Source organism: Pontibacter saemangeumensis (assembly GCF_039541895.1).
In the GTDB taxonomy this organism is placed as follows: domain Bacteria; phylum Bacteroidota; class Bacteroidia; order Cytophagales; family Hymenobacteraceae; genus Pontibacter; species Pontibacter saemangeumensis.
On sequence record NZ_BAABHC010000014.1, the window covers coordinates 49,568 to 65,883 of the forward strand.

The following is a 16,316-nucleotide window of genomic DNA, read 5'->3' on the forward strand; positions in this document are numbered from 1 at the left end:
CCACACGCGTGTTTAAACTTCTGTATAACCCAGACATAGCGCGATTATCCGGCACCGGTTCTGTTAGCACATCAATCCCATATAAAATGGCAGCGTTGATTTCTTCCATTTAGCGCTTGGTCACAATCAGGTCCTGTTGCAACTCCACCTTTCTCCGCTCGCCCCGGTAGCTTGTGATAATTACCTCCTCCAGCTTATCGCTCTCCAGCAGGAGCGTGCGCGAGGACTGAGACAGGTAGCCGGAACCATAACTGAACTCCTCCCGCCTCTTTTTGCCACTCTTGTAACGGAGGTCCGCAAAAGCATCCGAAGCCCGCAGCTTCACTACCTGACGGGCACCGGCATTCGCCTCCTCAAAAACCTTCATACTATCGCCGTTCACACCCACCAGCAGCAGGGGGCTTCCCTCTGCCGTGATGAGGCGGGCCAGGGACTTGGTGTCTCCGCCCGCCACGAACCCAGTTGACATGGAAGTCACAAAGCCGCCTTTTCCATTGCCCAGCAGTACCGTGCCGTAAGAGGCGTCGTAGTGGCCCATGCCGGTTTCTGAGGCGTCGGAGTTTCCAACCAGCACCACGTCCAGGTTACGATCCCCGTTTACGTCTGCCACTGACATCCCGAAAACCGGGGAGAACTGCGCCCGCGCCGGCAGGGCCTTCATGGCGAACTTTCCATTCCCCAGGTTCTCTATATAGCTGCTGCTAAATAGGTAGCTTTTGCCGATGAACGCCCCCTCCAGTTCCTCCTTACTGAATAGCTCGTCCAGCTTCACTTCTGCATAAGCGGCGTAGCTGGTGAATCGCCTGCGCATGGAAACGATCTGGTCGGTGAGCGCGTCGCGGGTGGCGACCGGGTAACTCTCCCCGCCGATGTAGCGGCCGATTACAGGATCAATCACGCCGTTGCCGTCGAAGTCCTTGGCGTATATACACACCGGCTCTTTTTTGGAGGCCTTGAAGCGCGTGTTCAGGCCCAGGTTGCCTGCGATATAGTCAGTGTCGCCGTCATTGTCGAAATCGCCGGAGGCGATGCTGTTCCACCAGCCGTTCGTATGCTCCAGTCCTACGGTTGCAGTTACATTAGCAAGCTTTCCATTGTCGTTTTTGAAGAAGCTGACCGGCATCCACTCTCCCGCCACCACCAGGTCCACCTGCCCGTCAAGGTCAAAGTCCGTCCACAGGGCCGAGGTCACCATACCAATTTTCCGGAGTTCCTTACTCACTGCTTCCGTGGCGTCGGTGAAGACGCCGTTCTTGTTCAGCAGGATGCTGCTCTGCCCGGGCAGCGGGTACTGCCGGGGGCTGTTGCGCCCTCCCACGAACAGGTCCAGGTCGCCGTCAGCGTCGAAATCGGCCGCCACCACGCAGGAGCCGCCGGACACTAGCCGGGGAATGGCGCGCGGGTCAGGCCGGAAGTTTCCGCTGCCGTCGTTTTTGTAGAGCCGGTGCCGGTAACTTTCAGAGCCCGCCGCCTCCTCGTTCCCGCCCGCTGCCACGTACAGGTCCAGGTCGCCGTCGGCGTCGGCGTCGAAGAACACCGCGCCGGCGTCGTCCGCTGTGTTAGTTTCGCTGCCAAGCGGTCTGGCGCTAAACCCGCCCTGGCCGTCCTGCAGGAAGACGGTGCCGGTGCGCCGGGCAGAGCCGCCCACGAAGAAATCATCCAGCCCGTCGCCGTTTATATCGCCTACGCATATGCCCGGGCCGTTCTGGGTGAGCTTGTGCGGCAGCAGCGGCTGGTTTTTAAAGTCGACATAATCCTCTTCTTCGTGCTTGTAGGCAATGTGATAGGCACCTGCGGCGGCCCGGAAAAGAGGTTCCGGGGCGGGCATTGCAGCAGGGTTCCCATGGATGGCATTTTTGTGGTCCACCTCCAGCACCTGCTTGCCCTTCACGTTGGTCAGCAGTTGGTACCTGCCGTCGGGCCAGGTGATCTCTATTGAGTCAACGGTGGCTGCCTGCCCCAGCCCGAAGTGTACCGCCTGGTCCACCGACGATTGGAAGCCCCGCGAAAGGTGATGCTCATATACCTGCTGCCCGCCCCGATGCCGCAGCCGGACTTTGGCCCCGATCCCGCCCAGGTTCGGCGCCTGCCCCCGCAGCCTGACTTTCAGGTAGCTGTTGCCCCCGGTCAGTTTCTCGGCGTTGTTGCGGTAGACGAAGGCCTCGCTGTTGATGTTGTTGACGACCAGGTCGAGGTCCCCGTCATTGTCCAGGTCCGCGTAAACCGCCCCGTTGGAAGTGGATGGCTCATCCAGCCCCCAGGCAGCGGATCGGTTTGTGAAGGTCAGGTCCTTCTCGTTCCGGTATATATAGCTGGGCACCACAATGGGCTTCAGCTTCTCGAATTCACTCTGAAGTTTCGCCTCAATCGCCTCATCCGTGCCAAACATGGATTCCTCCGAGTTATAGCGGATATAATCCAGGTCGATCATGTCCTTTAAATACCCGTTCGTGATGAAAAGGTCGCGCCAACCGTCGTTATCATAATCTGCGAAGAGGGCGCTCCAGCTCCAGTCTGTGGCATATACGCCCGCCAGCTGCCCGATTTCGCTGAAAGTGCCGTTGCCGTTGTTCAGCTGCAGGGTGTTGCGCACGTACTGGTCTTCGTAGCCAAGGCGCCTGTTCAGCATAAAGCGGTCGTAGTTGCCCGCCTCCATGGTGGTCTTCTGCCTTTTGTTGTCTTCCGGCAACATATCCACTTGTATGATATCCGGCAGGCCGTCGTTGTTGTAATCGGCGATGTCGGTGCCCATGCCGTTGTAGCTCTGGTGCCGCAGGTAAGTGGCCACCTTGTTCGTAAAGGTGCCGTCCTGGTTGTTTATCCAGAGCAGGTCGTTGCTCAAAAAGTCGTTGGAGGCATATACATCCGGCCAGCCGTCCTGGTTCACGTCGCTGATGGCCACGCCCAAACCCCGGCCCTCCTGCAGAATGTCGGCTTCCCCCGACACATCGGTGAACCGGCCCTTGCCGTTGTTCCTGAACAGTTTATCCGTGCTGGGGGAGCTTCCGTTTGTTATTTTCGGGCGGCTGATGTTGGGGTTTAGGTTTTTGTCGGCCGCATTCCGGAGGAGGTACACGTCCAGATCGCCGTCCTTGTCATAGTCAAAGAAAGCCGCCTGCGTGCTGTTCCCGACACTGGCTAAGCCATAGGCCTCCGCCTCCTCCCTGAAAACAGGTGTTCCGTCCTTGCCCTTGCCTTGGTTGATGAACAACAGGTTAGGGCGCTGCGGCTGGCTCGCGAGGGGGCTGACCGTGCAAACATATATATCTAACAGCCCGTCCTGGTTTACATCCACCATCGTGACACCGTTCGCCCAATACCTGGTGGCGGCCCCGGATTGCACCGTTATATCTTCAAACTGAAAATCCCCCTTGTTCAGATACAGCCTGCTCGAGACCATGTTGCCGGAAAAGTAGATATCCGGAAGGCCGTCGTTGTTCACGTCCCCTACCGCCACGCCGCCGCCATTGTATATATAACCATAGGTCAGCACATTAAAAGTGTCCGACTCAGTGATGGTGTTGGCAAAGGTTATACCCGTGGCTTCTGGCTCCAGCAAGGTGAACAAGGGCTCCTCCTGCCGAAACATGTCGCAGCTGTTAAACAGGAAAAGGAGTAGGCTTGTAAACAGGAAATTTTTGAATGCCATCAGCGAAAAAGCTCAACCATAAAAAACGTTGCACCGCACAGATGCTGCTTGCCTTCAGCGCCTGCCCTCCAACCCTTCCAGAACCCCTCCCCAGGGGAAAGAACGCCTCTCTTCTCCTCCTGTTTCAGGTTACGGGATGTATGCAGGCAGGATCTGGCAACGGCCTATCCGGTGCAGGCCGTTTACTTTGGTGGATATATGGATCACCATACCCGGTGTCAGCTTGCACTTACTGCAACCCGCCGGAGCAACGGCTAAAACCACTTAAAAAGGTCCCCGGCTATATGCGCCGGGGCCTTTTAGTGAGTTGTATTTAATAATTCGGATTTTGACGCTCGATACCGCCTGCACCCAATTCCGGGTTTCTGCTTATCTCATCCTGCGGAATCGGCAACACAAAGTCCTTTTCAGGTTTAAAGGTGTAGGTGGTGAAAGGAGGCGCGGTTTTACCCTCTTTTATCCAGCGCAGCACATCAAAGTCACGGCCCTCTTCCCCTCCCCGCTCAACCTGGTTCTCGTGCATGATGGCGGCAAAGACCTGCTCCTGCGTGGCCACCGGGAATTGGGCAGTCGGGTAATGCGGCATCATCACATCCGCGCGGTCACGGATCATGTTCAGGTACTCGACTGCTTTCTCCTGGTTCCCGAGGTGGTTTTCGCACTCAGCCAGCAGCAGCAGCACCTCTGCATAGCGGAAAATCCGGGTGTTGATGCCCGCAGGCTGAAAACCCGAATCCGATTTGTAAAGGTTCGTGTATTTTTGCCAGCTCACCTTGATGGGCTGGCCGTTGAGGATCGAGGAGCCGGCACCGCCCTGCATATCCTCTGTTAATTTATTGGCGCCGTTGTTGAATTCATCACCCGGGAAATAGACCGTGTAGTCTAAGCGGGGGTCTCTTTTCGCAGCCCCGTTCTCCGGCGTCTCGAATTCGTTCAGGAGGTCGTTCGACGGGATCAGGTTACGCCATGAGATAGGGTTAATCTCCTGGTTGCGCACCGAAGACTGCGGTTGCGTAGGACCGTCCCCACTGCCCCAGTTGTACCCGTTGTCGCTCCTGCCCTGGAACCCGATCTCCCATATAGACTCCACGTTATATTCTGTCTCCTCCCTAAAGTTATCCAGGTAATTGTCAGTAAGCGCGTATTTCCCAAGCAGCTTCTCCAGTTCTGTTTTTGCCGTTGCATAGTCTCCCTGCTGCATATAGGACTTGCCCAGCAGGAAAGTGGCCGCCCCGGAGGTTGCCCGGCCGAGGTCTCCCGCCGAGCGGGTGGCGGGCAGTTCCGCCTGCGCCGCCTGCAGGTCGGCCATGATCAGGGCGTACACATCGGCGACCGGCGCACGGGGCTGGAAGTCAGCCACAGCGTCCACCGGCTCGGTGTAGATAGGCACAGGGCCGAAGAAATTCACCAGCTCGTAATAAGCCCAGGCTCTCAGAAACTTAGCCTCCGCCACCATCAGCCTGATTTTCTCCGCATCGCCGGTGGCCTCCGGGCCGTTCACGATAACGGTGTTGGCCCTGTGAATCATGGTGTAAAAGCCTGTCCAGATAGCGCCCACCACGGAGTTGTCCGGGGAAGTGCCGCCGTTGAGGATTTGCGCCCTGGGGGCCTCCAGCTGCGCCCCGCCCGTGGCATAGTCGGGGCTGCGCAGGGCGTGCGTGAAAAACCACTCCCTTGCCACCAACAGGTTGGAGTGCGCGACGGCGTAAATGCCGGTCACGCCTTTCTCCAGGTCCTCCGCGTCCTTGAAATAAATTTCTGTGGTTATATAGTTGGGGTTTACCTTGTCTAACTCATCGTGGCAGTTTGTCAGGAAAAAAGCCCCTGACAAGCATGCGGCTATATATAATTTTCTCATTTTCAGGTCGGGTTAAGTTGGGTTTACTATTCAAACAAGAAATTACAGGGTGATTTGGATGCCCCCCATCAGGGTGCGCGGGGTAGGATACTGCCCAAAGTCAACGCCATTGGATAGCAGCCCTCCCTGTAAGGTCCCAACTTCAGGATCCAGCCCGGTGTAGTCACTGATCGTGAACAGGTTCTGAGAAGTAAAGTAAACCCTTAAACTGCCCAGCTTGCCGCCCGCGAAAGAACTGAGTGCCTCTGCAGGTATGGTGTAGCCGATCACAAGGTTCTTCAGCCTTAAGTAAGAGCCATCCTCGATAAACCTGTCAGACACGCGGTTGTTGCGGTTCGGGTCGCCGGCCACCATTCTCGGGATGTCCGTGTCGGTGTTGGTGGGCGTCCAGGCATCCAGCACCTGCGTACCCGCATTGAACAGGCGCTGCCCGCCCTCGATGATGACCCGGCTCGCGTTATATATCTCGTTGCCCTGCACGCCCTGGAAGAACAGCGTCAGGTCAAAGTTTCTGTAGCCGGCGGTTGCGTTCAGGCCGTAGCTGAAATTAGGCAGGTAGCTGCCGATAAACGTTCTGTCCGCGTCATTGATCACGCCGTTGTTATCCAGGTCCTTGAAACGGATATCCCCGGCACTGGTGCCGTTTTCCTGGGTAGGCGCGTTCGCCACTTCATCATCGCTCTGGAAAATGCCGTCAACCTGCCAGCCATAGAACGACTGGATCGGCTCGCCCGCCTGCGTACGGGTGATCTGGTTAGAACCGAAATCCTGGTTTCCGGCGGCATCGATCACGGCACTGGCAGCCGTCAGTTCCACTACCTCGTTCCTGATCCTGCTCAGGTTGGCATTCAGGCTCCATTTAAAGGGTTTCTCGCTCTCGTTATACCCCGCCTGAAACTCAAAGCCCTTGTTTTCCATGGTGCCCACGTTGGCGAATACCCCGGCACCGCCAAAACCGTAGGAGTTAGGCGTCGGCACGCTCAGGATCAGGCCGTACTTGTCGTCCGTCTTCCTTCTGAAATACTCGATAGAGAACGTCAGTTTGTTGTTGAAGAGGCCAACGTCGACACCACCGTTTATCATGCTGGTGATTTCCCATTTCAGTTCCCGGTTTGCTATCCCCGAGTAGTACGATCCCAGTACCGGGTTGCCGTCCGTTGTGAAAGGATACGCGTTGGCGTTTACCTGTGCCAGCACCATCCAGGGATAGTTGCCCAGGCCATTGAAGCCCACCTTGCCGTAACTTGCCCTCAGTTTCAGTTCAGACACCGCCGCGACGCCTTTCATGAACTCTTCTTCTGAGATACGCCAGCCAACGGAAGCCCCGGGGAAAGAACCCCATTTGTTGCCGGGGGCAAACTTTGAAGAACCATCATAGCGCATGGAGGCGCTCAGCAGGTACTTGCTTTTGAACTCGTAGTTGATGCGGCCCAGGTAAGAGATGATCAGGCTCTCCTCATACCCGCCGCTCACCGCAAGGTTGGCGGCATTTGTCAGCGTCTGCACAATGTTATTCGGCTGGCTGCCAGACATGTTCTCCGTTACGTTCTTGAACCCCTGCCGCTCCTGTACCGCGATCGCATTCACGTAATGGTCGCCGTAGGTGTCGTCGAAAGTCAACTGGTTCGTTATGAGCAGCGAACGGCCTGAGGTCCTGTTGTTCTGGATGGTGGCGTTTGGCCGCGAGACCAGGCCGCCCGTGTTATATATCGGCAGGTAGATATCATTCAGGTTGTTGTAGTAATCCAGCCCCCCCGTAGACCTGAAACGCAGCCAGTCGGTGATTTTGGCCTCCACGAAAAGATTGCCCAGTATTTTCACGTCCCGGTTGAAATACTCATCCATCACCGCCTCCCTGATCGGGTTGGTCGGGTCGGAACTGTCCAAGGCATCCGCCTCCCTGAACCCGCCTAACTTGGTCGGGTCATATACGGGTATATAAGGCTGCGAGCGGATGGCATTCACCAGTTTGCTCCTGTTCCCGGCAGCGTCATACCGCTGGTCGCTGTAGGAACCCATCAGGTTCTGCCCGACCGTGAACACCTTCCCTAAAGAGTGGTTGGAGTTGATCCGGAAGCTGTAACGCTCGAAACCAACGCCCTCCATGATACCGTCCTCCTTGAAGTAACCGGCATTGGTGAAAAACTGCGATTTTTCGTTACCCCCGGATAGCGTGATATTGTTTTGTGTGATGATGCCGGAGGTAAAAAGCTCGTCCTGCCAGTCGGTGTTGGTTTGCGCGTATGTCTGGGAAGCGCCGGGATATATAGGCTGGTTAAATTCCTCCGGGCTCAGCCTGGAAGGCAGGTTTGCGTCCGGGTCAGAGTTTTTGATGAGCGTAGTGGCATACTGCACGTATTGCTCCGTGTTCAGCAGGTCCAGCCGTTTGGTGGCGTGCTGGGTGCCGATGTTTGAATCGAGTGTCACCCGAATCCTGCCGTCCCGTCCCCCGGATTTGGTCGTGACGATCACCACCCCGTTTGCCGCCCTGGAACCGTAAACGGCCGTAGCCGCCGCGTCTTTCAGCACGTCCACCGAGGCGATGTCTTTCGTGTCGATGCCGGTGAGGCCGCCTGTCGGCACGCCGTCCACCACGTAAAGCGGCTCGGAGTTGAAGTTAACGGAGCCCACGCCCCTGATGCGGACCACCGGTGCTGTACCGGGCGTTCCCGTATTTACAACTGTCACACCGGCCACGCGCCCCTGCATTGCCTGGGCCACACTGGGCACCGGCAATTCGGAAATTTCCTTGGATGACACAGACGAGATGGCACCGGTAACGGCCTCTTTCTTCTGGGTGCCGTAGCCCACCACCACTACTTCCTGCAACGCCTTCGTATCATCCTCCAGGGTCACGTTCATCGTGGTCGGCCCTGTGAATGCCCGCTCCACGCTCGTTGACCCCACGAAAGAGAACACCAGTGTGCCTGCCTGTTCCGGCACCTCAATGCTAAACGTACCATCTGCGCCGGTCGCCGTCCCGCGGGTAGTGCCTTTCAGCAGCACGGTTACCCCCGGAAGCGCATCTCCGGAAGAAGACACCACCTTACCCGTGATCGGCCAGTCGAAATACAGGTTTGCGGAACTGCTGCCCGGAGCAGCGTGCATGTCAGGCGCTGGTTCACCGGAATAGGACGGCGCGGCTTCCGCTTGCGCGCTGAGCGTGCTAACGACAGCCAAACCACACAATACCTTCTGCCAATTCTGTGTAAATCTTTCCATATAGGCAATACTGTTAAGTGTTGAGAGAAATTAGGGCTTATGTCTGGTTGTATGCATGAACCAGCACAGGTAAAGGCTGTGGTTAGTCACTCACTAAAGGAAGCACTGAAGCTACGAATTATATATAACTTTTGTAAGCATTTATTTACTTATTTTGTTTTGTCTGATCTATATATAGCCTTGCTTAAACAGCTGAAAGCCGAAGGAGCTGAAGGTTTCCCTCTGGTGCTCGGTAGCACGCGCTACAGCTTATATGCCTGCCGGGCGAGCAGCTTCCATTCGCCACGCTGCTTTTGCCACACCTGCATCACCCCGATCCTGATGTCGGTGGGGGTGCCGTTGTTGGTGGCCTTGGAGGAGAACACGTGCCGCACCACGGCCGTGTTGCCCGCCATCGTGATCGTCTCGTCCGCCGCGTCTATGGTCAGGAAATCAAAAGGCCCGCTCACCACGTCCTCCACAAACGCGGCTTTGTCCTGAATATTCCCGCTCGAGTGGCCGTAGCTGAGCTCCGCGGCCGTCAGCCGCTCCAGTTGGCTCTTGTCGGCGCTCACCATGGCCTGGTTAAATTTCGCGACTGCTGCGGCCACGCCCTTCTCGTCGTTCGCCTGCGCGCAGGCGACAACTGTCAGCAAAAGGAAAAGCAGAAAGGGGAAGAGGCATTTTTTCATCGGTGGTATAGTTAGGTAAATGATTTATATATGAATTACAGTGATGCTGGGCCTACTCTCTAGGTATAACCGCTGCGGTAAATCCTAGGATGAAACCGGCCAGTGGAACAGGTTACCGCTTTACCAGCTCCACCTCATCTTTGTCCAGCTGCTCATCCAGGTCGCCCACCGGCGGCTTCCGGTGCCAGTAAGAGGCCAGGATCGAGCCGGTGATGTTCATGAGCGGGCCGAACACGGCAGGGGCCAAACCGACCGTGGCGATCTTGCCCATTTCCTTGGCGATGGCCGAGGCCAGTCCCCCGTTCTGCATGCCCACCTCGATGGCGATGGTGCGGCAGTCGCGCTCGTCCATCCTGAACAGCCTGCCGCCCCAGTAGCCGAGGGTGTAGCCGGCCAGGTTGTGCACCAGCACCAGCAGGATCAGCATGCCTCCGATGTCCAGCAAGCTGTCACGGCCAGCGGCGGTGATGATGACGATGATGAAGGCGATGCCGAACATGGACACCAGCGGCATGGCCTCATCGAGCCACTTAGCCTTACCGTGCAGCAGCTTGTTGAACAGCAGCCCTGCCCCGATGGGGATGATCACCATCTTGACGATGTCCCACATCATGTCCAGCACGTTGATCTCGACCAGGGCGCCGGCCAGCAGGCTCATCAGCAGCGGGGTGAAGAGCGGCGCCAGCAGCGTGGCCAGGGCGGTGATGGTGATGGAGAGGGCCAGATTAGCCTTGGCCAGGTAGTTCATCACGTTCGAGGCCAGCCCGCTCGGCGAGCAGCCGATCAGGATGATGCCGGCGGCGATCTCAGGCGGGAAGCCGCTCACGCTGGCGATGCCGAAGCCCAGGAAGGGCATGATGGTAAACTGGCACAGCAACCCGACGATTACCCCCTTCGGCATCCTGGCCACCCCCACAAAGTCCTGCACGCTCATGGAGGTGCCCATGCCGAACATGATCAACTGGATGAGCGGGGTGATGAGCACGGCGAACTTGAAGCCGTTCACCTCCACGAAGTACTGGGGGTAGTAGAGGGCGGCTGTAACGGCCGCGAAGATCATAACCGTGTAGGAGAAGCCCCTGAAACGCTCGTAGCCACGGAAACCGATGGCGAGCCCGGCGAAGAAGGCGATGAAAAAGGGACCCGCCTGCGACAGGTTCCCGGTCAGTGCCATCACCAGCGCCACCACCAGGCAGACGGTGGCAAGGCCAAGGGCTATCTTATATATTTTTGAGTCTTTCACAGATAAACGCTATTAAGTGTAAAGGATGAATTATATAGACAGGCGATAGAGAAATAGCCCTTGGGCTGCCTTTCTCCTGTATCAGCTCCACAGCCTGTGGTGCGACTGGCTGTCGTTCCACTCCGGTGTTGGCCTGAAATAGCTGTTGTCAGATTTGTGCAGGTGCTGCTTCACGACCTCCTCGTTCAGCTCAACCCCCAACCCTGGTGCCAGATGGGGCACATTGGCAAAGCCTTTCTCGATCAGTTTGCGGCTATCCGTTGTTTTCACCAGGGACTCCCAGAAAGGCACATCCGGGGAGTGGTGCTCCAGGGCCAGGAAATTCTGCGTGGCCGCCGCGCAGTGCACGTTGGCCATAAAGGAAACCGGGGTTCCGGCAAAGTGCATCGCCATCGCCACACCGCCCTCCTCGGCGTAGTCCCCGATCCGCTTCGTCTCCAGCAAGCCGCCGGAAGAAGCCAGGTCCGGGTGAATCAGGTCCACCGCTTGCCGGTCGACCAGTTTCTTGAACTCTTCTTTCAGGAAAATGTCCTCGCCGGTAATGGTGGGTGTCTCCAGCGCCTGCGTTACCGTTACCCACTGGTCCGTGTAAAACCAGGGCACCATATCCTCCAGCCAGGCCAGCCGGTATTTCTCCACCGCTCTGCCCAGCCGGATCGAGTTGTTCACATCAAAGTGCCCGTAATGATCGGAGGAAAGCGGCACCTCATAGCCGATCACGCTCCGGACGCCCTCCACCACGCTTGCCATATGCTCCAAACCTTTCTCTGTGATCTGGATCTGGGTGAAGGGGTGCAGCGTGTTGGCATAGGAGGTGATCGACGGGTCATTGAACTGGGAGGCCGCGCCCGCACCCCAGAACCCGGTGTTGACAGTAGCCCCTTTCATCCCCTGCAACGACCGGATCGACAAGTCCATTTTCAGCCAGGTGAAGCCCTGGTCCTGAAGCCGGGTTCGCACCTTTTCCTTCATCTCGGATATGTCCGTGGACTCCGGGGTGTCGGCATATAGCCGCACCTTGTCACGGTACCTGCCGCCCAGCAGCTGCCAGGTAGGGACGCCGTAGGCTTTCCCGCACAAATCCCAAAGGGCCATTTCTACGCCGCAAACGCCGCCCGCGGCCCGGCCGTGCCCCCCGAACTGCTTGATGGATTTAAAAATCTGCTCCACGTTGCAGGGGTTCTGGCCTAAAATACGGCTCTTGAGCATCAGGGCGTAGCGTACATCCGCCCCATCCCGCACCTCGCCCAGGCCATATATGCCCTGGTTGGTGTCGATGCGGATGATCGCGCATTTCCCGGAGGTGCTTCCCTCCGCCACAGGCTCATTTTTGATGAACGTGATGGCATACCGCAGGTCCGTTATCTTCAGTTCAGCGGGGCTGGAGGCGCGGTTCACTTTGGAGGTGGCCTGAGCCAGCGTGTCTTCTAACGACATCCCCATAAAACCGCCCAAAGCGATGCCGCCAAGGGCCGTCTTCTTCAGGAAGTTGCGCCTTTCGTTGCCCGTGGCGGGGTTCCGGATTTCTGCCTGCATGGCAAGAGCAGCCTTATTTTCCTCTGACCTGAATTTATCGGAAATTTGCTGAAGGATACTTTTCATAGTTGCTTGTTAGAGATTGCGTACTCTGCCGGACAGGCTTTCAGGTTGGCTTACCAGGTCCGCTTGCTCATCACCTGGTCCAGTTCCGTCCGGGTCATTTTGCCCAGTTCCGGGTGCTGGTCAAGCCACTTGAGGAAATCCTTTTTGATGGGGTCCGTCCACTGGCTGTCGATCTGGCCGGTCGTGTATCGCCCCGATTTCACCATCTCAAACCCGAACTTGTCTTTGCGGGTCACGAACTCAGCCGTGCCCACCACCTGCTCGGCCAGGTGCGCCGGCACAAACAACACCCCTTCCCGCTGCGCGATCACCAGGTCGCCGGGCAGTACCATGGCATTACCGATGCGGATGGGCGTGTTAAGGCCCATCAACACCATCTCCTCCAGGAAAGAGGGGTGAAAATCGCGCACAAAGGCGTTGAACCCCTCGATGTTCTGTATCTCCTGCAGGTCGCGCGCGCTGCCGTTGAACACCACGCCGTTGCCCGATTTGCTGTAGATGGAGTTGGCCAGCGTGGCGCCCATGAGCGTACCCCCGCCGATCTTCCCGAAGCCGTCGGCCACGTATACGTCGCCTTTGGTGAGCACCTCGATGGGCCAGGCGTTGGTGTTGCCCTTGCGGCCCTGCTTTGTCGTGCCCCGCTCCTTTATGTTCTTCTCCACGTCCGGGCGGCTCGGCATAAACATGGCCGTCACGGCGCGCCCGATCACCGGTACGTCGTCCTTCACCATTTTCCAGTCGCCGGCGTACTGGTTGGTGTAGCCTTCGTTTTTCAGCACCGTCCAGGCATCATCGATGCCGATGTGCTTTGCCCTCTCCAGCAGGGCATCCGGAATTTTGGGGCGGCCATCAGGAAAACGCTCGCCTTTCCACTCTGAGGTCAGGAAGATCAGCTCGTCCTTCGGAATAGTCTGGGCAGAAAGCGCGCCTCCACAGCAGAGGCTGATGCCAAGCGCCAGTATTAGATAAGTTTTGAATTTCATTCTTTAGATTTTGGTATTGAGACGTAGGTATTTGATTTTTAAAGTTGCTTTATTGAATCCTTCAGAAGGGGGAAAAAGCGCCTGAGGCCAACCGCTATATCCCTTCAGAAAACCTGCCCTTCAGCCTGTATCGTTTTGGGCTGTTGGCCAGCGTACTTTTGCTTCGGCTAACTGCTTTTTGCCCCATCAATTATCCTTTTTCGCCAGGTAGGCTTCGATGTCTTTTGATGTGATGGCCAGCTTCCTGGGGTATTTGGCAACCCAGGCCCTGAACTCGTTCTTGATCTTGTCGGACCAGTCGCCGTGGATCTCCCCGGACGGGTACTTGCCCTGCTGCAGCAGCACCCGCTCAAACTCGTCGCGCAGGGCCGTCATTTCGGAGGCAGACACCAGCCCCTCCACCAGATGGGCCGGAATGAACACCACGCCGTACTCGTTGGCAAACACCACATCACCCGGGAACACCGTCACCTCCCCGATGCGGATGGGGGCGTTGATAGCGGTCGGTGTCATGTCTTTTATATAAGAGGGGTCGTGTCCTTTCACCCAGGCATTGAACCCCTCGGTGGCCTTCAGTTCCTGCATATCCCGGACAGAGCCGTTGAAGATGACGCCCTTCCCGGTCTTGCCATATATGGCGTTGCCCAGACTGGACCCGATCAGGGTGCCGTCTTTCACCTTCCCGAAACCGTCTGCCACATACACATCGCCTTTCGTCAGGATATCGATCGGCCATATATTGATGCCGCCCTTCTGGGAGCGCCCTTCTGCTTTGCCCTGCGCCCTTACAAGGCTGTCGAGGTCAGGCCTGGTGGGCATAAACTGTGCGGTTACCACGCGCCCCACCATGGTTTCATTGGGTTTGAGGATCACCCAGTCCTTGGCCACCTGGTTGCGGTAGCCTTTGTTTCCCAGATAGCCCCACACCTGCTCCAGAGTCGCGTGCTGCAACCGCTCCAGCACAATGTCCGGCACCTTGGGCCGGCCGTCGGCAAAGCGCTCCCCCTTCCACTGGGAGGTCAGCATTTTGACGTACTCAGGGGAGGCCCCCAGCCGTTGGGCCTGGGCAACAAAACCGCAAAAAAATAAGGCTATCAGTAGCAGTACTTTTTGTCTCATGATATCACGCATTATTATTTACACATTGGCTACAGACCATCCGCCAAAGAATGGTCCGGCCACTATTGGGCTTTCGGATCAGAAGATACCCCTAAAAAAAGATTAAGCCGTTATCTGAACCTGAACTCCTCGCTGCTATTCATCAAAAAATCATCCCTGGTAATAAAAAGGCAGGCTTAACAGAGAAACGCTGCCAAACCTGCCTTCCATAAATCAGCTCCAGAGCCTGTCATGCGAGCGCGGCTCGTTCCATTCCGGTGTCGGCTCGAAATAGCCCTTTGCTTTTGGATGGAGGTGCTGCTTCATCACCTCGTCATTCAGTTCGATGCCCAGGCCCGGCGCGTCGAGCGGCACGTTGGCAAAGCCCTTGGTGATCAGGGGTTGCTTGCCCGTCGGCTTCACCAGCTTCTCCCACCAGGGATCATCCACGGAGTGGTGCTCCAGCGACAGGAAGTTTTGCGTGGCAGCCGCGCAGTGCACGTTGGCCATGAACGTGACGGGCGAGCCGGCCTGGTGCATCGCCATGGCGATGCCCTGCTCCTCGGCGTAGTCGCCGATGCGCTTGGTCTCCAGCAGCCCGCCGGAGGTGCCCAGGTCCGGGTGGATCAGGTCCACGGCCTGCGCGTCGATCAGCGGCTTGAAGCCCCCTCTCAGCCCGAAGATATCCTCGCCGGTAATGGTCGGCGTCTCGATGGCATGCGTCAGCACCTTCCATTTCTCAGTGTCCATCCACGGCACCATGTCCTCCACCCAGGCCAGCCTGTAGGGCTCCATTCGCTTTGCGAAACGAATCGAGTTGTTCACATCGAAGTGGCCGAAGTGGTCGGAGGAAAGCGGAATCTCATAGCCCACCGCGTTGCGCACCTGCTCCACGTACTGCGCCAGGGCGTCCAACCCTTTTTCCGTTATCTGTACCTGCGTGAAAGGGTGCAGGGTACTGCCATAGCTCATATAGTCGCGGGTGTCGTACTGGCCCTGCATTTTCCCGTCTGCCCCGGACCAGAACTTGCTGTTCACGATGGTGCCGGGCTGGTTAGCAACCACATGAATGCCCAGGTCCATTTTCAGCCAGGTGAATCCCTGGTCCTTCACCCTTAACTCCATTGTTTTTGCAAATTCTTCAGGACTGTTGGCTCCCGGCGTATCGGCGTAGAGGCGTATCTTGTCGCGGTACCTGCCGCCCAGCAACTGCCAGGCCGGCACACCGTAAGCCTTGCCCGCCAGATCCCAGAGGGCCATCTCCACGGCGCACACGCCGCCGCCCTGCCGCCCGTGGTACCCAAACTGCCGGATCTTCTTCCAGAGTTTCTCCACGTTACAGGGGTTCTCGCCCAACAGGCGGCTCTTAAGCATCAGGGCGTAGCGCTCGTCGCCGCCGTCGCGCACATCGCCCAGGCCATATATGCCCTGATTCGTGTCGATGCGGATAACGGGCTGGCGGCCTGTTACCTGCAGTACGGCCACCCGCATGTCGGTTATCTTCAGGTCAGACGGGTTCGACAAGCGGTTTACCTTGGAGGTGGTTTGGGCCATGACGTCTTCTATGGGAGCACAGGACATTAAGCCCCCCAGTGCAATTCCACCCAAAGCGGTACGCTTCAGAAACTCACGGCGGTTGTTGGTGGTTGCAGGGTCCTGAAGTTCTGCCTGCCTTGCAATCGCTTCCTGTTTTTCTTCCGCCTTAAACCTCTCAGAAATCTGATGTATAATACTTTTCATAGAAAATTATTAGTTATGATTTAATATGATGTATGAAATATTGATTCTTCTCTATCCAGAGGTTCGAACCTGTTATAGAACCTTTCTATGTTTTCAACCGGCCAATATGCTCTCTGCAACATCCACCAGCCGAAGCCCATATGAAAGCCCGGCGCTTGTACTCCGGCAAGAAACCGGCCGTCTGCACGCTCCTACCTGATGGACGCAGGATACCCTATGTTATGGGGTCCTGTTTCCCTATTGCCTGCCG

9 protein-coding genes are annotated in these 16,316 nt (G+C 57.1%); all 9 read right to left on the reverse strand.

What is annotated here, in order from left to right:
• Positions 1-109 precede the first annotated feature (109 nt).
• Entirely contained in the window at positions 110-3,649 is a 3,540-nt protein-coding gene (locus ABD920_RS10855; RefSeq protein ID WP_345158943.1) for a VCBS repeat-containing protein, read from the reverse strand.
• Between the two features lie 313 nt (positions 3,650-3,962).
• Positions 3,963-5,507 (reverse strand): RagB/SusD family nutrient uptake outer membrane protein, encoded by a 1,545-nt coding sequence (locus ABD920_RS10860; RefSeq protein WP_345158944.1) that lies wholly within the window; start codon positions 5,505-5,507, stop codon positions 3,963-3,965.
• A 42-nt stretch (positions 5,508-5,549) separates the two neighbouring features.
• Positions 5,550-8,729: a SusC/RagA family TonB-linked outer membrane protein gene (locus ABD920_RS10865; RefSeq protein WP_345158945.1), complete on the reverse strand. Its 3,180-nt coding sequence runs from the start codon at positions 8,727-8,729 to the stop codon at positions 5,550-5,552.
• Between the two features lie 242 nt (positions 8,730-8,971).
• The gene (locus ABD920_RS10870; RefSeq protein ID WP_345158946.1) at positions 8,972-9,400 is read right to left on the reverse strand and encodes a nuclear transport factor 2 family protein; all 429 of its coding nucleotides are present in this window, start codon (positions 9,398-9,400) and stop codon (positions 8,972-8,974) included.
• Positions 9,401-9,512: 112 nt separating this feature from the next.
• Positions 9,513-10,574, reverse strand: a complete 1,062-nt coding sequence (locus ABD920_RS10875) for a bile acid:sodium symporter family protein (RefSeq protein WP_345159824.1) — start codon at positions 10,572-10,574, stop codon at positions 9,513-9,515.
• A gap of 150 nt (positions 10,575-10,724) precedes the next feature.
• The gene (locus ABD920_RS10880; protein ID WP_345158947.1) at positions 10,725-12,245 is read right to left on the reverse strand and encodes a mandelate racemase/muconate lactonizing enzyme family protein; all 1,521 of its coding nucleotides are present in this window, start codon (positions 12,243-12,245) and stop codon (positions 10,725-10,727) included.
• A gap of 50 nt (positions 12,246-12,295) precedes the next feature.
• Entirely contained in the window at positions 12,296-13,228 is a 933-nt protein-coding gene (locus ABD920_RS10885; protein ID WP_345158949.1) for an RraA family protein, read from the reverse strand.
• Positions 13,229-13,414: 186 nt separating this feature from the next.
• Positions 13,415-14,347, reverse strand: coding sequence for an RraA family protein (locus ABD920_RS10890; RefSeq protein ID WP_345158950.1), 933 nt, complete (start codon positions 14,345-14,347; stop codon positions 13,415-13,417).
• 213 nt (positions 14,348-14,560) lie between these two features.
• Positions 14,561-16,066 (reverse strand): mandelate racemase/muconate lactonizing enzyme family protein, encoded by a 1,506-nt coding sequence (locus ABD920_RS10895; protein ID WP_345158952.1) that lies wholly within the window; start codon positions 16,064-16,066, stop codon positions 14,561-14,563.
• Positions 16,067-16,316 lie beyond the last annotated feature (250 nt).